General features: G+C 65.4%; 19 protein-coding genes. 12 read left to right on the top strand and 7 right to left on the bottom strand.

The genetic code is table 11. From position 1 onward, the window contains the following. Window positions 1–20: 20 nt before the first annotated feature. On the top strand, window positions 21–1,823 hold the full coding sequence (locus C449_RS09620) for a flippase-like domain-containing protein (protein WP_006077807.1): 1,803 nt from the start codon (window positions 21–23) through the stop codon (window positions 1,821–1,823). A gap of 300 nt (window positions 1,824–2,123) precedes the next feature. Continuing rightward, complete coding sequence (locus C449_RS09615; protein ID WP_006077806.1) at window positions 2,124–2,420, top strand: transcriptional regulator; 297 nt, start codon at window positions 2,124–2,126, stop codon at window positions 2,418–2,420. A 222-nt stretch (window positions 2,421–2,642) separates the two neighbouring features. Here C449_RS09615 and C449_RS09610 read toward each other — a convergent pair whose 3' ends face one another. Beyond that, window positions 2,643–3,062: a RidA family protein gene (locus tag C449_RS09610; RefSeq protein WP_049914005.1), complete on the bottom strand. Its 420-nt coding sequence runs from the start codon at window positions 3,060–3,062 to the stop codon at window positions 2,643–2,645. A 142-nt stretch (window positions 3,063–3,204) separates the two neighbouring features. On the opposite strand from C449_RS09610, the gene C449_RS09605 reads away from it, so the two are divergent. The 3 genes from C449_RS09605 to C449_RS09595 are packed head-to-tail and all read left to right on the top strand — an operon-like array spanning window position 3,205 to window position 5,248. Further along, a complete protein-coding gene (locus C449_RS09605; RefSeq protein ID WP_006077804.1) occupies window positions 3,205–3,603 on the top strand; it encodes an ArsR/SmtB family transcription factor in 399 nt (132 codons plus the stop codon). Beyond that, entirely contained in the window at window positions 3,596–4,759 is a 1,164-nt protein-coding gene (gene arsB, locus C449_RS09600) for an ACR3 family arsenite efflux transporter (RefSeq protein ID WP_049914004.1), read from the top strand. The genes C449_RS09605 and arsB overlap by 8 nt, the downstream gene beginning before the upstream one ends. Window positions 4,760–4,780: 21 nt before the next feature. Next, on the top strand, window positions 4,781–5,248 hold the full coding sequence (locus C449_RS09595; protein ID WP_006077802.1) for a low molecular weight phosphatase family protein: 468 nt from the start codon (window positions 4,781–4,783) through the stop codon (window positions 5,246–5,248). Window positions 5,249–5,306: 58 nt separating this feature from the next. Here C449_RS09595 and C449_RS09590 read toward each other — a convergent pair whose 3' ends face one another. The 3 genes from C449_RS09590 to C449_RS09580 all read right to left on the bottom strand — a co-directional run bounded on the left by C449_RS09590 (window position 5,307) and on the right by C449_RS09580 (window position 7,858). After that, window positions 5,307–6,182: an aminotransferase class IV gene (locus tag C449_RS09590; protein WP_006077801.1), complete on the bottom strand. Its 876-nt coding sequence runs from the start codon at window positions 6,180–6,182 to the stop codon at window positions 5,307–5,309. A 115-nt stretch (window positions 6,183–6,297) separates the two neighbouring features. Continuing rightward, window positions 6,298–7,020, bottom strand: a complete 723-nt coding sequence (locus C449_RS09585; RefSeq protein WP_006077800.1) for a helix-hairpin-helix domain-containing protein — start codon at window positions 7,018–7,020, stop codon at window positions 6,298–6,300. A 25-nt stretch (window positions 7,021–7,045) separates the two neighbouring features. Then, on the bottom strand, window positions 7,046–7,858 hold the full coding sequence (locus tag C449_RS09580) for a shikimate dehydrogenase (RefSeq protein WP_006077799.1): 813 nt from the start codon (window positions 7,856–7,858) through the stop codon (window positions 7,046–7,048). 104 nt (window positions 7,859–7,962) lie between these two features. Here C449_RS09580 and C449_RS09575 point away from each other — a divergent pair, with 104 nt between their 5' ends. The 6 genes from C449_RS09575 (at window position 7,963) to C449_RS09550 (ending at window position 13,628) form a co-directional block, all read left to right on the top strand. After that, window positions 7,963–9,357, top strand: coding sequence for a sodium/calcium exchanger membrane subunit (locus C449_RS09575; RefSeq protein WP_006077798.1), 1,395 nt, complete (start codon window positions 7,963–7,965; stop codon window positions 9,355–9,357). Window positions 9,358–9,402: 45 nt separating this feature from the next. Then, the gene (locus C449_RS09570) at window positions 9,403–10,776 is read left to right on the top strand and encodes a D-aminoacyl-tRNA deacylase (RefSeq protein WP_006077797.1); all 1,374 of its coding nucleotides are present in this window, start codon (window positions 9,403–9,405) and stop codon (window positions 10,774–10,776) included. A 28-nt stretch (window positions 10,777–10,804) separates the two neighbouring features. Then, window positions 10,805–11,935, top strand: coding sequence for a cell division protein FtsZ (gene ftsZ, locus C449_RS09565; protein WP_006077796.1), 1,131 nt, complete (start codon window positions 10,805–10,807; stop codon window positions 11,933–11,935). A 63-nt stretch (window positions 11,936–11,998) separates the two neighbouring features. Then, on the top strand, window positions 11,999–12,172 hold the full coding sequence (locus C449_RS09560) for a protein translocase SEC61 complex subunit gamma (protein ID WP_006077795.1): 174 nt from the start codon (window positions 11,999–12,001) through the stop codon (window positions 12,170–12,172). Between the two features lies 1 nt (window position 12,173). Beyond that, window positions 12,174–12,611: a transcription elongation factor Spt5 gene (locus C449_RS09555; RefSeq protein WP_005042118.1), complete on the top strand. Its 438-nt coding sequence runs from the start codon at window positions 12,174–12,176 to the stop codon at window positions 12,609–12,611. Window positions 12,612–12,872: 261 nt separating this feature from the next. Continuing rightward, the gene (locus C449_RS09550; protein ID WP_006077794.1) at window positions 12,873–13,628 is read left to right on the top strand and encodes a PHP-associated domain-containing protein; all 756 of its coding nucleotides are present in this window, start codon (window positions 12,873–12,875) and stop codon (window positions 13,626–13,628) included. 43 nt (window positions 13,629–13,671) lie between these two features. Here the strand turns inward: C449_RS09550 and C449_RS09545 are convergent, their stop codons facing one another. The 3 genes from C449_RS09545 to C449_RS09535 all read right to left on the bottom strand — a co-directional run bounded on the left by C449_RS09545 (window position 13,672) and on the right by C449_RS09535 (window position 16,035). Then, a complete protein-coding gene (locus C449_RS09545) occupies window positions 13,672–14,832 on the bottom strand; it encodes a PGF-CTERM sorting domain-containing protein (protein ID WP_241430101.1) in 1,161 nt (386 codons plus the stop codon). Between the two features lie 97 nt (window positions 14,833–14,929). Next, entirely contained in the window at window positions 14,930–15,418 is a 489-nt protein-coding gene (locus C449_RS09540; RefSeq protein WP_006077792.1) for a metal-dependent hydrolase, read from the bottom strand. Between the two features lie 74 nt (window positions 15,419–15,492). Further along, window positions 15,493–16,035, bottom strand: a complete 543-nt coding sequence (locus C449_RS09535) for a CinA family protein (RefSeq protein ID WP_006077791.1) — start codon at window positions 16,033–16,035, stop codon at window positions 15,493–15,495. 292 nt (window positions 16,036–16,327) lie between these two features. On the opposite strand from C449_RS09535, the gene C449_RS09530 reads away from it, so the two are divergent. After that, window positions 16,328–17,428 (top strand): pyridoxal phosphate-dependent aminotransferase, encoded by a 1,101-nt coding sequence (locus tag C449_RS09530; protein WP_006077790.1) that lies wholly within the window; start codon window positions 16,328–16,330, stop codon window positions 17,426–17,428. Window positions 17,429–17,612 lie beyond the last annotated feature (184 nt).

Below are 17,612 nucleotides of genomic sequence, written 5' to 3'. Positions count from 1 at the left end.
TGGCTGGCGCAGTCGAGCCAATGAGTCGCGGGGTCGACGTGAGCGTCGTGCTGCCGGCCTACGACGAGGCTGCGACGATCGAGGGCACAGTAGAAACGACCCTCGATGCGCTCGGATCCTTCCTGCCGGCGGGAAGCTTCGAGGTGCTCGTCGCCGAGGACGGCTGTACCGACCGCACGCCCGAAATCGCCGCGAGACTCGCCAGCGAGGACGATCGGGTACGACACGTCCACAGCGACGATCGGCTCGGTCGTGGCGGCGCGCTCACGCGAGCCTTCCGCGCGGCGAGGGGCGAGACCCTGGTCTACTTCGACACCGATCTCGCGACGGACATGACCCACTTGGAGGAGCTCGTCGAGAGCGTCCGTTCGGGCGAGGCCGACGTCGCCACCGGTTCACGATTGCTCACGGCGAGCGAGGCCGACCGCCCCGCGAAACGCGACGTGCCGAGTCGCACCTACAACGGACTCGTCAGACTGTTCCTCCGCTCGTCGGTTCACGATCACCAGTGTGGGTTCAAGGCGTTCGATCGTGCGGTCCTCGAAACGCTGCTCGACGACGTGGAGGACGACCACTGGTTCTGGGACACCGAACTCCTCGTTCGCGCCCAGCGCGCGGGCTACCGGGTCGAGGAATTCCCGGTCGCGTGGACACCGAAGGGTGATACCACCGTTGACTTCGTTCGGGACGTGCTCGGAATGGGGAGCGCCATTTTGCGGACGTGGTGGCAGCTCGCCGTTGCGCCCCGGATCACGCGGCGCGTGACGCTCGTCGCCGGCACCCTCCTCACGATCCTCGCGATCGGGCTGATGACCCAGTATCTCGATGTCGGGACTGTACTCGAAGAGATGCGCGCGGCCGATCCCGCGCTCGTCGCCGCGGCCGCACTCATCTACGTGCTCTCGTGGCCGGTCCGTGGCGCGCGCTACCGCGACATTCTCGACGAGTTGGGATTCACTGAAGGCGTCGGCTTCCTCACGGGTGCGGTGTTCATCTCCCAAACGGGGAATCTGGTCTTCCCCGCCAGGGCAGGCGACGCTGTCCGGGCATACGTGGTCAAAACTCGCCGGCGCGTGCCCTATCCGACGGGCTTCGCCTCGCTCGCAGTCGAACGCGTGTTCGACCTCCTCACGATCACCCTGCTCGCCGGCGTCGTCCTGATGGGCCTCGCCGCAACCGGGATCACCAGCCTCGCTGGCCTCGGTGCGACCGTCGCCGACGGGAGCCAAAGCGGCCGGACCGCCATCCTCGTCGCCAGCGGCGTCGGTCTCGCCGCGATCGTCGCGGTCGGCGTGATCGTCGCCAGCGCGCGCTCCGATCGGAACCTCGTCCGTCGCGGGGTCCGCCGCTTCAGCACCGACGCCTACGCCGATCGGGTCGCGGGCGTGATCGAACGCTTCGTCGGGGATATTCAGACGGTCGCGAACGACCGACGTGCGTTTGCCCGCGTCGGCGCGACGAGCCTCCTGATCTGGACGCTCGACGTCGTGACCGCGTTGTTGGTGTTCGCCGCCTTCGACGTCTCGCTCCCGCTCACGACGCTCGTCGCGGTCGGCTTCTTCGCCGTGAGCGTCGGCAACCTTGCCAAGGTGCTCCCGCTCTCGCCCGGCGGCATCGGGCTCTACGAGGGCGCGTTCAGCCTGCTCGTTGTCGGGCTCACGCCCGTCGCCACCCCGGTCGCGCTCGGCGCGGCCATCGTCGATCACGCCGTGAAGAACGTCGTCACCGTGATCGGCGGCGTCGTCGCCATGGTGGTCCTCAACGTCTCGCTTACCACCGCCGTCGAGGAGGGCCGCGAGGTCGAAACGACACCGACTGAATAGAGCCCCACCTTTTTACTTCGTCGGGTGGCCTCCCTGTGGTCGGCCACCTCTCCTCGCAAAAATGTGGATCAAAAACTACCCGCTCGCTCACTTCGTTCACTCGCGGTACAGCGGCTGGTCCTCTCCGCACCGCAACCGCTACCGTACAGCACCGCCCGAGCCCTCGAACGCTCCCACTGGTCGCGTCCTCGCCCTCGGTCCACCAGGACCGCCACCGCGCTGCACCGCGGCCGCCGGCCGCGAACCGCCCCAACCAGAAAACCGGGAACCGTTTTTATCAGTCGCGTTCGGAGGTGGGGTATGCGCGAAGCGGACGAGGATGCGACGACGCGCCAACGCATCGCGGAGTTCCTCCGTGGCGAAACGGCACCACCTGGCATGCTGGCCGAGGAGTTTGCGATCACGACCGAAGCGGTGCTGGAACACGTCGAGCACATCGCCCAGTCGCTCGAAGCCGAGGACGAACAGCTCCTCGTCGCCCCACCGGAGTGTCGCGACTGCGGGTTTTCGGGGTTCGACGACCACGCGAACCGTCCCTCGCGATGTCCCGAGTGTCGGAGTGAATCGATCGAGGAGCCGCTCTTTCGGATCGAGTGAAGCGAGCGCCGCGATCGAGGTCCGAGAGCGGCATCAGGTCTCGGAGAAGTCGATCCGTCCGCGCGAGGAGAGAACGATCTCTGCTTCTAACATACACTACTGGCCAAATAGCCCCCCATCTGCACGTCCAGTAGTACCGTAACAACATCGATTTCGCCGCTCTGATGGTCTCGATCACGAGTGCCCGGAACCGACTTCGTATCCGTAGCAGTCTGTTCGGTGCTACTCGAGGGCGGCGACCGCGTCGACGGTGACGGCGGCACCACCGAGTAGTTCGCAGGCTCCGACGGTCGTGCGCGCCGGATGCGTGTCCTCGAAGTATCTCTCGTAGGTATCGTTGACCGATTCGTAGGCATCCATGTCGGTGAGATACAGCGTTAGCTGAAGCACATCGTCCATCCTCTGCCCGCGCTGATTCAGCGTGGCTTCGAGGTTCTGTAAGACGAGTTTGAGCTGCTGGGCTGGCGATTTGTCGCTTTCGACCCGGCCCTCGTGCTCGGGAAGTTGCCCCTCGATGAAACGGAGGTCCGAGTCGCCGGTCGTTGTTCCGTAGCCGCCGATGAACTCCGTCCCAGCGCGCTGCCTTCGGCTGGCTTCGCTCGCTCGGTCCGGAATCGATCTGTTGGCTTGCTCTGATTGCACGTTCTGATTTAGCACTCTCTCAATTAAAAACCCTTTCGCCCGCACCCAGATAAGCAATTCAGAGGCAGAAATATACAAAATTAGGGTATCACCCGTTTTGATATCGGAACAGTTAATTGAGTCAGTAGTCAACTGAATTTCCATGGCGCAAGCGACCGAACGACTTCAGCGATACCTCGAAGACGAACTCGGGGAGTGTCGAGACGAGGACGTCGAGCGGCGACTCGACGAACTCGGCACGCTCGAAGCGGCACTCGGCCCGGAGCAGGTCGACGTCGAGCTCGACGTGCTCGCTGCGCTCGCCAACGAGACGCGCTACACGCTCGTTCGCGTGCTCGTAGCAGCCGAGGAGGAACTCTGTGTTTGTGAGCTTCAGGCCGTCGTCGACGTGAGCGAGAGCGGGCTCAGTCACGCGCTCTCGGCACTCGTCGACGCGGGGCTCGTGACCGGACGCAAGGACGGACGCTGGAAGAAGTACCAAGCTACCAACCGTGCCATCGCCCTTGTGACAGTCCTTGAAGGGAGCGTGAGCGATGAGTAGCGTCGATGCTCACGAGCACGGCCCGGACTGCTCGTGTCCGCAGTGTGGTGACCCGCGCTCGATGGACTTTCTCGACAAGTATCTCACCGTCTGGATTTTCGGCGCGATGGCTATTGGGGTGGGATTGGGCTATATCGCCCCATCGGTGACTGAACCGATTCAGAACCTCCACCTCGTAGAGATCGGCCTCATAGTGATGATGTACCCGCCGCTGGCGAAGGCGGACTACTCGCAGCTCCGAACGGTGTTCAGCAACTGGCGCGTACTCGGGCTGAGCCTCATCCAGAACTGGCTCATCGGCCCGACGCTGATGTTCGGACTGGCGGTCGTCTTCTTCAGCGGACTCGTTCCGGGCCTACCGGCGCGCCCCGAGTTCTTCCTCGGACTCGTCTTCATTGGGATGGCCCGGTGTATCGCAATGGTGCTCGTCTGGAACGAACTCGCCGAAGGCTCTCCCGAATACGTTACCGGACTAGTGGCGTTCAACAGCCTCTTCCAGATCGTTACCTACGGCGTCTACGTCTGGTTCTTTGGGTTGTTCCTGCCGCCGCTGCTGGGAATGGACTCGCTCGTTGCCGGCATCACGACCTTCGATATCACGCCGATGCAGGTGTTTCAAGCGATCGTGGTCTTTCTCGGCATTCCTTTCGTCGGCGGCTTTCTCACTCGCTACGTCGGCACCCACACCAAGGGCGAGGAGTGGTATGACGAGGAGCTCATCCCGAAAATCGACCCGCTGACGCTGGTCGCGTTACTGTTCACCGTGATTGTGATGTTCGCCACGCAAGGCGAGAACATCATCGCTGCACCCGCAGATGTCCTGTTGATCGCCGTGCCGCTGACGATCTACTTCGTGGTGATGTTCTTCGTGAGCTTCGGCATGGGGAAGGGCATCGGTGCGGACTACTCGACGACGACCGCAATCGGATTCACAGCGGCATCGAACAACTTCGAGCTCGCCATCGCGGTCGCAGTCGCGGTGTTCGGCGTCGGCTCCGGCGTCGCCTTCACGACCGTCGTTGGCCCGCTCATCGAGGTGCCCGTCCTGCTCGCGCTGGTCAACGTTGCACTCTACTTCCAGCGCAACCTCGACTGGGGTGGGGCTGGAACGGGCAGTTTCGACGCATCCGCTTCGGAGCCAACAACTGACGACTAACCACCACACGAACCAAAACCAATGTCCACCACTACCGATTCCACTGACACGATCCGACTCGCGTTCATGTGCGTCCAGAACGCTGGCCGCTCGCAGATGGCGACCGCATTCGCCGAGTACGAACGCCAACGCCGAGATCTCGACGACGCCGTCGAGATTCTCACTGGAGGTACCCGCCCAGCGGACCACGTTCACGAGGGGGTCATCGAAGTCATGCGCGAGGAAGGATTCGATCTCTCGGAGCGGACGCCGCGCGAAATCACGAGCGAGGAACTCCAGTCGTGCGATTACGTGGCGACGATGGGCTGTTCGACGCTTGAGATTGATAAGGAGGATTCAACGGTTGACATCCGCGACTGGAACCTTCTCGATCCTCATGGAGAGGACATCGACACGGTGCGTTCGATTCGAGACGACATTCACCAGCGTGTGGTGGATCTGTTCGATGAACTCAGCGACGACTCACAACTGAGCACTACCACGAACTGAGATGGCTGACGATCCGGCGTGCTGTCTATGCCGGTCGTGCGGCCGCACGCGGCTCGAATCACTCGTACTGTCGACGCTCGACCCGCTCGTCGAACAGCCTCGCCAACAGCCGCGTCACCGGCCCGCCGCCGACCGCGACCCCGTCGGCGCGCGCGATCGGTCGGAGTTCCCACGTCGTGTTGGTGAGAAACGCCTCGTCGGCCTCCCGTACGTCGGTGGTTGTGTACCGGCCAGTCTCGACAGGAAACTCCTCGTCGGCAGCGAGGTCGAGCACGACGGACCGCGTGATCCCGTCCAGTAACGGCCCGTCGGTGCTGGGCGTCTTGAGCGTCCCGTCGTCGACGAAGAAGACGTTGCTCGTCGCTCCTTCCATGAGATGCCCCTCGTCGTCCCGCAACAGTGCCTCGTCCGCACGGTACTCCTCGTTCGCCGCTCGCTGGAGTTCGAGCCGTGCGAGGATTCCGTTGAGATAGTTGTGGGTCTTGGCGTCGCTCGGCACCGCCGCGTCCGGCACCGCACGGGTCTTCACAGTCTGAACCGTCGCCGGGCCGTCCCACACCGATTCGCCACTGAGACCGCCCCGCGGGAGTTCCTCGACGATGATCACGACCGTGGGGTCGATGTCGGGCGGGGGCGTGAGTCGTCCCGCTCCGGCCCCGCGCGTCACGGAGAGTCGGACGTACGCCTCGTCGCAATCGTTCGCGGCGAGCGTCGCCCGAACGCGCTCTCGAAGGTCGTTGGGCACCGCGTCGGCGAATCCCAACTGTTCGGCAGTTCGGCGGAGTCGCGCCTCGTGGGCGTCCCACTCGAAGATCGACCTGTTGTAGGAACGAAGCGTCTCGAACGCGGCGTCACCGTAGCGAAACCCTCGATCGCGAACGCTCACGCTCGCCTCGTCGGCCGACACGAGGTCGCCGTCGACGTGGTACTTCATCGGTCCCCACTGCGGCTGTCGAACACAGCGTCGGCTGCGGTGGCGGACGCAGCCCATATCGGAGCGAGTCGCGTTCCGATATCGATAGCACCTGCCGTGTCCATTCGCACGCGGATTACTGCCGTCGAGCCTTCGCGCGCTCGGTCCAGCGATCGATCCGGCTCGTGGAGATGTCGGTTTCCTCAGCGAGGTCCGCCGAGTCGGCGTCGGCGAGATCGGCGACGGTCTCGACGCCGGCGGATTCGAGCTGTTCGGCGTAGGATGGTCCGATGCCCTTGAGCACGTCCACGTCGTGTTCGGCGGTGTCGCCCGGCTCCTCGTCGGTCGGTCCCGCAGCCTCGGCATCTTCGGCCGCCGAGATCGATTCGTTCGTCTCCTCGGTGATCGATCCGGTCGAGCCCGTCGCATCGCTGCCGGCCGCGACGCTTTCGTCGGCGTCGTCGACCGCATCGCCCGTGTCGCTGACGGTTTCGTCCTCGTCGGCGTCCTCGGTTGAGGTGGTCTCGACTGCGGGCTCGGATGGCTCGGCGTCGCCGGTCGTCGGTCCGGTCACTTCGCCCGGTTCCGCCCCACCTTCCGCGTCCTCGTCGACCATCGATTCGGTCGATCCCGCGGCGTCGGTCCCGGCGGCAGCCGGCTCGTCCGTGTCGCGATCCGTTTCGCTCGTCTCCGTCCCCTTGACCGCGTCCTCCGAACCCGTCTCCGGGGCTGTCCCCGAACTACGATCGTCCGGTTCGCGTTCGACCGTCACACCGCCACGGTCGTCGCTCGATCGGTCGTCGCCCGAATCTCGGTCATCGATGCCGAGCATCGACTTGATGGTATCCAGCAGCGTCATGGATCGGGATTGTCTCCCCCCGGACTTAAATACGTGCCCGAAGCGCTTCGTTCATGACGTCGATCGGCGCATCCTGGCCGGTCCACCGCTCGAACGCCGCAACGCCCTGATACAGCAGCATCCACCCGCCGTCGATCGTCGTCGCGCCAACCGCCGCAGCGTTTCGGAGCAGTCGGGTCTCGATCGGCGAGTACACCGCATCGAGGACGGCGAGATCGGCGTGAAGCGCCTCGGCAGGGACCGGCGTTTCGTTCGCCTCCATCCCGACGCTCGTGGCGTTCACCACCACGTCGGCGTTGGCGACGACTCGTTCGAGCGCGTCGAGTCCGTGTCCGTTCGCACCGTCGATCTCGTCTGCGAGTTCGTCCGCGCGTTCCACTGTACGGTTAGCGATCGCGACCGACATGCCTGCATCGGCGAGCGCGAACGCTGCTGCACGGCCCGCCCCACCTGCCCCGACGACGACCGCTCGTCCGTCGAGTGACACGTCATGATGTCCGAACGCCCGTCTGACACCCTCGGCGTCGGTGTTGTGACCCGTTGGCACCGACGCCCGGTCGTCAGCGTCGCCGAAATCGATGGTGTTGACCGCACCGATCCGCGCCGCGAGGTCGTCGGGCTCGACGAGATCGAGGACGCCCTGTTTGAACGGGATCGTGACGTTCAGGCCACAAATACCGAGAGCGTGTGCGCCCTCGATGGCCGCTTCGAGATCGTCGGGATCGGGTTCGAACGTGACGTACCGCGCGTCGATCCCGCACTCTTCGTAGGCCGCCTCGTGCATCGGCGGCGACAGCGAGTGACCGACGGGATTGCCGACCAGCCCGAACACCTGCATGGGCGATCGTCGTGAGCCGGAGCGATAAGCGGGCCGGTCGACGAACGCCGGTGCTGCACGCGACAGCAAAAGAGATAGGTATGCTCCCCTCGCGATTTCCGGTAATGCTCGACCGTTTTCGCCATCCACTTGCTGCCGTCGCCGCAGCGCTGTTGCTGACGGTGCCGTTCGTGGCGACGTTCATCTCTTACGGCGGGTACATGACCATCCACCCGGGCGAGAACATCGCCCCGGGAACGGCGGTCGTCGTCGCCGGACTGGCCGTTCTCGGGGCCGCCTTCCTGCTCGCGTGGGGGGCCGAGACCGCAGAGAAGGACGTGCCACGCGCGTTCGCCATCGCGGTGCTGGCAGTTCTCGCCGTCGCGCCGGAGTACGCCGTCGACGCGCTCTATGCGTGGAACGCCGGTGCGTTCGAGGGGACCGCACAGGGCATGGCCAACGCCAACCTCGCGGTCGCCAACATGACCGGCGCGAACCGCATTCTCATCGGTCTCGGCTGGGCCGGCATCGCTCTCTTTACTGTGTATCGGGCGCGGCACGCCGACGATCCCGCCGTCGATCACCGTTCGGGGTTCCTGAAAAGCGCCGTCACGCTCGATCGTGACCTCGCGCTCGAAATCTCCTTCCTGCTCGCGGCGACCCTCTTTGCTTTCGTCGTCCCGTTGAGTGGAACGACGTTCAGCGGCAACGGCCCGATCGGCGGTATCGGGTTGCTCGATACGCTCGTCCTCGTTGGGCTTTACGTCCTCTATATCGCTATCATCATCCGCGGCGATGTCGAAGAAGGCGAAGAACACGTCGGCGTGCCCGCCTATCTCCAGTCGTGGTCGAAGGGACCGCGCATCGCCAGCGTTCTCGCGCTCTTCACCTATTCGGGCGTCCTGATCTTCATCGCCGTCGAACCGTTCGCCGTCGGTCTCGAACAGCTGGGTCTCCAGTACGGTATCCCCGAGTTCTTCATGATTCAGTGGCTCGCACCGCTCGCAAGCGAGAGTCCGGAACTCATCGTCGTCGCCTACCTCGTGAACAAGGCACGCTCGACCGCGGGGTTCAACGCGCTCATCTCCTCGAAACTCAACCAGTGGACCCTGCTCATCGGTACCCTCGCGGTGGTCTATTCCATCGCAGCCGGCCACCTCGGGGGACTGCCGTTCGACGAGAAACAGATGGCCGAAATCTGGATCACCGCCGCCCAGAGTCTCTTCGCGATCGCGCTCCTGACCAACTTCGAGATTAGCATGCGCGAGGCGGTCGGCCTGCTCGTCCTGTTCGTCTCGCAGGTCGGTATCGAGTTCGCCATCATCCAGACAGTCCCCGAACCGCAGGCGACCGCACTGAGCATCAACGTCCTTTACGTCTACACGGCGATATACCTCGTTCTCGGCGCGGCGCTGTTCTATGCCCGCCGCGACGCGCTGGCCGACCTCCTCGGACGGACGACCACGACCGCTCGGGAGGCCGTCGGACCGGAAAGAACCCAGCCGGAACGGGCCGACTGAAAACCGAAACGAACGGGTTTACTCGCTCGCCCGTCGCGTCTCAGTATGATCGGTATCGTCGTCAGCCGCGCCGACCCGGCGTCGGTCCACATCGGCGACCACCTGCTCGAACTCACTGACTGGGAACGAGTCGTGGACGATGCCCGCTCCGACAGCGAGGGCGGCGGCACCGTCCACCGCACACCAGGGTTCGAACTCCGTTCGCTCGACGATCTCCACCTCGATCTCGAGGGCGTGGCCGACGTCTTCGCCGCTCCCGAGTTCGTGGTGTTCGCCTCGAAACACGCCGGTGACACCGGACCGCTCCTGACCGCCCACCACACCGGCAACTTCGGTCCCGCCGAACACGGTGGTGCGGACGGCGAACTCGCCACAGCCTGCCCGAACGCCCAAGCCCGAGTGCTCAATGCGCTCCGCGAACACGCGCCATCGGGGTACGACGTCGGAATGGAGGGCACTCACCACGGCCCCTCCGACGTCGGCGCGCCCTCGATGTTCGTCGAACTAGGGAGTGGCGAAACGGAGTGGGACGACCCCGACGGCGCACGAGCGGTCGCGCGCGCTATCCTCGATCTGCGGGGGATCGGGCCGTATCGCGATCGCCAGGTGGTGGGGTTCGGTGGCGGCCACTACGTCCCCCGATTCGGGCGTGTGGTGCGCGAGACCGACTGGGCAGTGGGACACATCGGCGTTGACTGGGCGCTCGACGCGATGGGTGATCCGAGCGAAAACCGTGACGTCCTCCGGCAAGCGTTCGAGCGAAGCGGCGCGACCCGCGCGCTCGTCGAGGGCGACCGACCCACGCTGACGGACGCGATCGACGATCTCGGGTATCGGGTCGTGACCGAGACATGGCTCCGCGAGACCGCGGGTGTCTCCCTCGACCTCGTCGCACAGGTCGAGTGCGCGATCGGATCAGTCGACGCTGGACTCCGATTCGGCGACCGCGCTCACGAGGCCGGCAAGGCGATCAACGGGATCACGACCGTCTCGCTCCCGGCGGCGCTCCTCGCCGAAGCCGAGGGGATCGACGCCGCAGCGACGCGTGCAGCGGTCGAGCGTCGCACGATCGCGTTCGACACCGATCACGGCGGTTCGCGGCTCGCTGGCGAGGTCGTCCTTCGAGAGACTGACGACCTCGCCGAGATCGTCGACGCGTTCGCCGACGTTCTCGACGAGGAGTACGAGACCGTCGAACGCCGTGACGACGCGCTGATAGCGCGTGAAACGGCGTTCGACCCCACGGCGGCACGCGACGCGGGTGTGTCAGAGGGGCCGGCGTTCGGCCGACTCGCCGACGGGGAGGCAGTCACGGTCGACGGCCGGACGATCGAGCCCGAGACGGTCCACGAACGTCGCGAGCGACGATTTCCGCTCGACGAGGACAATGACACACCTCGAACAGAAGGGGAAAGATAAATAGCCGCCGTGCGTCATGCGGTCATAAATGGATTCGATCATCGAGGATGCCATCGACGAGAGTCAAGCGGGCGACGAGCGTGACGGCCACGAGACGCCGGCCGGCGAGCGCGAAAAGGGGACGATGACCAACGAGGAACTCGCCGGAGTCGTCGACGATCTCAAGACCCAGATCACGGTGGTGGGCTGTGGCGGCGCGGGCTCGAACACCGTCACCCGAATGGACAAGGAGGGGATCCACGGTGCGAAGCTGGTCGCCGCCAACACCGACGCTCAGCATCTCGTCGAACAGGTCCAGGCCGACACCAAGATCTTGATGGGCCGCGAGCGCACCGGCGGGCGCGGCGCGGGCTCGGTACCGAAGATCGGCGAGGAGGCCGCCCGCGAGACCCTGGACGACATCCGGGAATCGATCGATGGTTCGGACATGGTGTTCGTGACGGCGGGCCTCGGCGGCGGCACCGGTACCGGCGCGGCCCCGGTGGTCGCCCAGGCCGCCCAGGAGGCGGGCGCGCTCACAATCGCGATCGCCACGATCCCGTTCACTGCGGAGGGCGAGCGCCGGCGATCGAACGCCGACGCGGGTCTCGAACGGCTGCGTGCGGTCTCCGATACCGTGATCGTCGTCCCGAACGACCGGTTGCTCGAGTACGCGCCGAATCTCCCGCTCCAGGACGCGTTCACCATCTGCGACCGCGTACTGATGCGGTCGGTCAAGGGGATGACCGAACTCATCACCAAGCCCGGCCTCGTGAACGTCGACTTCGCCGACGTGCGCACCGTGATGGAGAACGGCGGCGTCGCGATGATCGGGCTCGGCGAGTCCGACTCGGAGAACAAGGCCCGCGACTCGATCCAGTCGGCGCTGCGCTCGCCGCTGCTGGACGTGGAGTTCAAGGGCGCGAGTTCCGCGCTGGTCAACGTGGTCGGCGGTCCAGACATGAGTATCGAAGAGGCAGAGGGCGTCGTCGAGGAGATCTACGACCGGATCGATCCCGACGCCCGGATCATCTGGGGCGCGTCGGTCGACGAGAGCTTCAGCGGCACGATGGAGACCATGATCGTGGTTACGGGTGTCGAGTCGCCCCAGATCTACGGCCAGTCCGACCTCGCCGACGAAACCGGTCGGGTCGACAACGACATCGACTACGTGGAGTAACGCGACGGCGATCGCCAGTCGAAACAACACATAGAAACCCGTCGGAACGCTACAGCCGCCAACATGGACATCAAATACGACCTTTCGAGCTATACGCGAGTGTTGAAGCTCGCCAGTACGCCCGACTGGGAGGAGTTCTCACAGATCGCACTCATCGCGGGTGCGGGGATCGTCCTTGTGGGCATCCTCGGATTCTTGATCGCCTTCGTGATGGGGTTCGTGCCGGGAGGGCTCTGAGATGAGCGTGTACGCCGTGAAGACCACCGCGAGCCAGGAGCGTACGGTGGCGGACATGATCATGAACCGCGAGGAAAACGACATCCACGCCGCGCTCGCGCCCGACTCGCTCACGAGCTACGTGATGGTCGAGGCCGACGACCACGCGATCCTCGAACGCGTGCTCGACGAGATCCCCCACGCCAGAAATCTCGTGCCGGGCGAGTCCTCGATCGCGGAGGTCGAACACTTCCTCTCGCCGAAACCCGATGTCGAGGGGATCGCCGAGAGCGACATCGTCGAGCTCATCGCCGGCCCGTTCAAGGGCGAGAAGGCTCAGGTCCAGCGCATCGACGAGGGCAAGGATCAGGTGACGGTCGAACTTTACGAGGCGACGGTGCCGATCCCCGTCACCGTCCGTGGCGACCAGATTCGGGTGCTAGATAGCGAGGAGCGCTGAGCGTAGCGAAGCGCTCCTCGCTATCTAGCACCCGAACGGCAGCGAAGCTACTGTGAGTGAACTCCGAAGAACGCTAGCACGTTCTTCTAATTTTTCCACTCGCTTCGCCGGCGTAACCACGTAGGCTGACCCGTTGTCCGCTTTCGGAACTGTCTCGCGAGAGTTCATGGATGTGGTTGATCGGCGATGGTCCGGGTGGCTCACGACCACAGGTCGAACGAGTTAACCGCCGTCTGCGAGAATCGGTACTGTAGGTCAGCCGTGAGCGAGTCCCGCATCGACGTCCACGTCAAAGTCCTCGATCAGCGAGTGGTCCGCCGGGCCAAGCGCTACGGCCTCGATGCCGTGGTGTACGCGCCGCATTTTACCCGTCTACCCGAGATTCGGGCCAGAGCCCGCGCGTTCTCCGACGACGATCTGCTGGTGGTGCCGGGACGCGAACTGTTCACCGGATCGTGGCGTGATCGCCAGCACGTGCTCGCGATCGGCCTTTCCGATCCGGTGCCCGACTTCCTCACGCTGGATGGAACGATGGCTGAACTCCGTCGCCAGAACGCGGCGGTGTTGGTTCCCCATCCCGAGTTCTTGAACGTGGGCTTCGACGCGGCCGCCATCGGTCGACACCGTGCAACCATCGACGCCGTCGAGGTCGACAACGCGAAATACTGGCCGCACCACGCCCGCCGGGCACGCGAGATCGCCGATCGGTTCGGCCTCTCCGCCTTCGGTTCATCGTACGCTCATCGCCGCGGGACCATCGGCGAGGTCTGGACGGCGTTCGACGAGTCGATCGAGACCGAGGCCGACCTCGTGGCGGCGTTTACGGAAGACGCGCCACGCTGGGTCCAGCGGCGACGCGGCGCGATTCACCGCGCCAGGCGGGCGGCGGAGTTCGCCCATCTCGGCTACGAGAACTCGTGGGGGAAGTTCGATCGGCTCGTCCTCCCCGGCCGAACGGCGACCCATCCGCACCACGAGCACTACGACGGTCGGTTCGACGAACTGTCCGTTTACTGATCGTCGGGACCCGTCGGTGATGTGGCCAGCGAAACGATCCGTTTCAGCGGCGGCGAAGCGCGAGGACGGCGGCTCCGAAGAGAGCGGCGATGGCGGCGATCGTTCCGAATCCAGGGCCGAACGCACCGCTGTTGCCGCCGGATTCGTTGGCGGTCCCGTTCGCTGCGGTCGTTCCGCCCGATTCACCACTGTCACCCGTCGTCGGGGTCGCTGTGGTGATCGCCGTCTCTGTTGCTGTTGGCGTCGGCGTCGCGGTCGCCGTCGGCGTTGGTGTCGGCGTCGGGGTCGCTGTCTTGCCCAGCGGCGCGAGGACCGACGCGTTCTCCGGAGATGGGACGGTCGCCACGACGCGATTGCTGGTGAGGTTGACGTAGTTCACGCCGGGAACCTGCTGCCAGGTGCCGTCGTAGGTCCACAGTCGGATCGATCGCTCAGTGATGTTCGCGTTGGTAACGGTCTCGTCGGTGTACGGAACGGTGAGCTCGAGCGAGGCGTTCGGCGCGGTGGCAACCGCTCCGACGAACTGCCCGACATTCGTCCGGTTTTCCGTGCCGAGCGGCGGGTTGGAAACACCCGTGAGCGCGACGTCGCTCGCGGTGAACGAGACCGTCGCCGAGCGGGTCGTGAGGTTCGTCGCTCGGGTGTTCGTGGCGTTGCCCGCGGTGTAGAGGCTCCATCGGCTGTTGTTGACCGCGGTGACGCTTTCGAGTCGTGTGTCGTCCGATCCCACGAGCTGGATCCCGTTGCGGGCGTTCGCGCTCGCGTTGACGTCCTGGATGGACCCGCCGTTCACGTCACGATAAGCGACCCCGGACGTCCAGTCGGTCGTCGTCACGTTGCGGACGGTGACGTTCGCGGTCGTCGTGAGCGAGTTGTTGACTCGGACGCCGACGCTTGCCGTTCCGTTCGAGCCGTTGGTGGCGTTCGGGGTCGCGTTCGGCCCGGCGTCGATCGTGTGACCACCGCCATCGAAGACGACGTCGCTCGACAGGATCTGGATGCAGGTGTCGGCTGAGCTGTTCGTGACGTTTTCAGTGAGAACGTAGCTGCCGTCGTCGGCGATCGTCCGGCAGGAATCGATCGGGATCGGGCCGCCCCCGGACTGGGCGTTCGCGGTGCCGACGGGTGCAACGCCGGTGACACCCACGACCGACGCCGCGAGGACGAGGCAGGCGACGACCACAGCGTGTTTCGATGAACCCATCACTCTGTCGGGACGACTGGCGCGTGGCCCATACCTGTTCTGTTCCATCCCGGGCGATCGCCGGTCGGTGCGCCGTCGAGGGATTGGCGAACCGCCGTCAGAACAGGCCGGCCGCGCGCAGGCCGTCGGTGAGAAGCTGTCGGGGAGTGTCGGCTGCGAGCACCGCGGCGACGGCGATCTCGACGCCCGTGATGAGGAGGACCACGAGGGTCGCGTACCGACTCTCCACCCGGACTCCCACGGGGAGATCGAACTCGGTGCTGTCGAGCGGGTACAGCAGCGCGAGTCCCCGCTTCGTCCCGAGCAGATCGAGTACGTAGTGGGTCGCCACGCCGATCCACACCAGTTCGAGATTGTCGAAGTAGAGAGGATACGCGACGAAGAGTCCGAGCGTCGGGAGGTTGTGGAACGTCTTCCGGTGGCTCCCGAACGCGGTGTCGACGTCGGGGACGAGCGCCCCGAGCACCACCGGGACCGCGAACCCGACGACCGCGCGCGCGGTAGTGGCGTCGCCCGTGGGGTGAGTGAGATACGCGAGTCCGACGCTCAGGACGAGCGCGTTGATGACGTGCCCCTTCTTGTTCATCGTCCGGACGCCTCCCTACTCATCGTCGCCAACAACTCATCCCGTTCATCGTGCGCCGCGACGACCGGCAGCGGTTAAGCCGTGTCGTTCGAGCGGCGGTTCCGCCGCTCGTCAAGTCGTTCGAGCACTGCCGTCAGCGCGCGCCGGGCGATTTTCCGCTTGACCTCGCGGCGCGATCCCTCGAAGACGTGATGTTCGGTGGCTGCGGCCGAATCGCCGCTCTCCCACTCGCCTGCATAGGCGACCCCGATGTGGACCGTGCCGACGGGTTTCTCGTCGGTGCCGCCGTCGGGGCCGGCGATCCCAGTCGTGGCGACGCCCCACGTCGTGTCGGCGGTATCGCGCACGCCGCGGGCCATCGCGCGGGCGACCGGCGCGCTGACTGCACCGTGGGCGTCGAGTTCCTCGCGCGGAACGGCGAGCAGCGAGCGCTTGGCCCGCGAGGAGTACGTCACGACCGAGCGGTCGAAGTAGTCGCTCGACCCCGGTACGTCGGTGAGCAGCGAGCCGACGAGACCGCCCGTGCAGGATTCGGCGACCGCGATCGTCGCGTCGGTTTCCCGGAGTGCGGTGCCGAGTCGTTCCTCGATCGGTGGTTCGTCCGGGTCCCGTGTCATGCACGAGCAATGGCGGCCATCGAGTAAGAAGCCGGTGGTCAGGTACCCTGAAGAAGTGGTGGCGCGCGGGAGCGCGTCGAAAACGCGCGACTCGTGCGAGGGATGACTGAGTGAGGGCGAAGCCCGAGCGAAGGAATCGGTTGGGGAGGGTGTGGCTTGCGGTTTCTCATTTGCGTCGTGATTTGTCTCCGATGAATCAGTACTAGTGTTGATACTACGGGTGTGTATTCAAACCCATCTAGCCGACACTCCGAGGCGAAAGACCGAGTACGAGCCGGGCCACACCGACGGTATGGACTACGAGACGCCGCAGTTCTTCCGGGTGATGCAGTACGCGGCGGCCGCCGATCGCGACGTGATCGACATGGTGAGCGGCAATCCCGACTGGGACGCACCCGCCGGGATCACCGAAGGGCTCCACGAGTACGCCGACCTCGGCGGGGTGGACTACCAGTACCCACCGAGCGAGGGGTTGACCGAACTCCGCGAAGAGATCGCTGCCCGGCGGAACGTCGATCCCGAATCGGTGGTCGTCACGAACGGCGCAGGCGAGGCGAACCACCTCGCACTCGCGGCGGCGCTCGATCGCGAAGCGGGCCGAGAGGTCCTGCTCACTGATCCGGTCTACCCCTACTACCCCGGGAAGACGAAGCTTCTCGGCGGCACGCCGCGGTACGTCCCGGTCGCCGACGACGGCCGGCTCGACCCCGCTGCGGTCCGCGAGCGCGCCGGCTCGGACACTGCTGCGATCGTCGTCAACACGCCGAACAACCCGACCGGCGCGGTCTACCCCGAGGACACGATGGCCGAGCTCGTCGGGATCGCCGAAGACTGCGGTGCGGTGCTCGTGAGCGACGAGGTGTACGACCACTTCGATTACTCGGGCAAGTTCGCGAGCGCGCTCGGTGTCGACTCCGCCCACCGAGTCGTGACGAACTCCTTCTCGAAGTCGATGGCGATCACGGGGTTTCGGGTAGGCTACGGGATCTTCCCGCCGGCGCTGCGGGACGCGGCGCGCACGCGACACATGCTCGCGAACGTCACCGGCAGTCGGCCGGCTCAGTACGCCGTCCTCAAAGCGCTGCGTTCGACCGATCGCGAGTACTACGCCGCGAATCGCGACCGGCTCGAAGAGCGGGTCGCGACGTTCACCGACGCGCTCGACGACGCTGGAGCGGAGTACTCCACTCCAGACGGCGCGTTCTACGTGATGGCACGATTTTCGGGATTCCCAGGCACGATGGCGAACGCCGAGCGGCTGATCGACGAGGCCGGCGTGGCCGGGATGCCGGGCGAGACGTTCGGCGAGACCCGCGCCGACTGGTTCCGGTTTGCGCTCGTCACACCCGATGTCGTGGATGCGGCCCGACGGCTGGCCGACTTTTTCGAGTGACTGTGCCGATCGAGTTTTGAGATGCTGTGGCGCGCGGCTGCGCCGAGCGGGACGGCTCGCCGTCCCGCTGGCCGTGCGAACGGGCCATGCGCGGCGCTACGCGCCGCGCATTCGAGGCGGCGAAGCCGCCTCGCGCCGCCCGTGGGCAAACGCCGTTTATCGGCGCGCAACTTCCGTGCGAGGG

Origin of the sequence: Halococcus saccharolyticus DSM 5350 (assembly GCF_000336915.1) — an archaeon.
In the GTDB taxonomy this organism is placed as follows: Archaea; Halobacteriota; Halobacteria; order Halobacteriales; family Halococcaceae; genus Halococcus; species Halococcus saccharolyticus.
Note: the sequence above shows the minus strand (reverse complement) of the source record. Positions and strands in the feature narration are given on the sequence as shown.

Excerpts from the sequence above, each read along its gene's own strand:
- C449_RS09560 (WP_006077795.1), top strand. The coding sequence starts at position 11,999 with ATGGACATCAAATACGACCTTTCGAGCTATACGCGAGTGTTGAAGCTC.
- C449_RS09555 (WP_005042118.1), top strand. The coding sequence starts at position 12,174 with ATGAGCGTGTACGCCGTGAAGACCACCGCGAGCCAGGAGCGTACGGTG.
- C449_RS09585 (WP_006077800.1), bottom strand. The coding sequence starts at position 7,020 with ATGACGCTGCTGGATACCATCAAGTCGATGCTCGGCATCGATGACCGA.
- C449_RS09575 (WP_006077798.1), top strand. The coding sequence starts at position 7,963 with ATGCTCGACCGTTTTCGCCATCCACTTGCTGCCGTCGCCGCAGCGCTG.
- C449_RS09545 (WP_241430101.1), bottom strand. The coding sequence starts at position 14,832 with ATGGGTTCATCGAAACACGCTGTGGTCGTCGCCTGCCTCGTCCTCGCG.
- C449_RS09580 (WP_006077799.1), bottom strand. The coding sequence starts at position 7,858 with ATGCAGGTGTTCGGGCTGGTCGGCAATCCCGTCGGTCACTCGCTGTCG.
- C449_RS09590 (WP_006077801.1), bottom strand. The coding sequence starts at position 6,182 with ATGAAGTACCACGTCGACGGCGACCTCGTGTCGGCCGACGAGGCGAGC.
- C449_RS09615 (WP_006077806.1), top strand. The coding sequence starts at position 2,124 with ATGCGCGAAGCGGACGAGGATGCGACGACGCGCCAACGCATCGCGGAG.
- C449_RS09540 (WP_006077792.1), bottom strand. The coding sequence starts at position 15,418 with ATGAACAAGAAGGGGCACGTCATCAACGCGCTCGTCCTGAGCGTCGGA.
- C449_RS09620 (WP_006077807.1), top strand. The coding sequence starts at position 21 with ATGAGTCGCGGGGTCGACGTGAGCGTCGTGCTGCCGGCCTACGACGAG.
- C449_RS09535 (WP_006077791.1), bottom strand. The coding sequence starts at position 16,035 with ATGACACGGGACCCGGACGAACCACCGATCGAGGAACGACTCGGCACC.
- C449_RS09595 (WP_006077802.1), top strand. The coding sequence starts at position 4,781 with ATGTCCACCACTACCGATTCCACTGACACGATCCGACTCGCGTTCATG.
- arsB (WP_049914004.1), top strand. The coding sequence starts at position 3,596 with ATGAGTAGCGTCGATGCTCACGAGCACGGCCCGGACTGCTCGTGTCCG.
- C449_RS09570 (WP_006077797.1), top strand. The coding sequence starts at position 9,403 with ATGATCGGTATCGTCGTCAGCCGCGCCGACCCGGCGTCGGTCCACATC.
- C449_RS09605 (WP_006077804.1), top strand. The coding sequence starts at position 3,205 with ATGGCGCAAGCGACCGAACGACTTCAGCGATACCTCGAAGACGAACTC.
- ftsZ (WP_006077796.1), top strand. The coding sequence starts at position 10,805 with ATGGATTCGATCATCGAGGATGCCATCGACGAGAGTCAAGCGGGCGAC.
- C449_RS09530 (WP_006077790.1), top strand. The coding sequence starts at position 16,328 with ATGGACTACGAGACGCCGCAGTTCTTCCGGGTGATGCAGTACGCGGCG.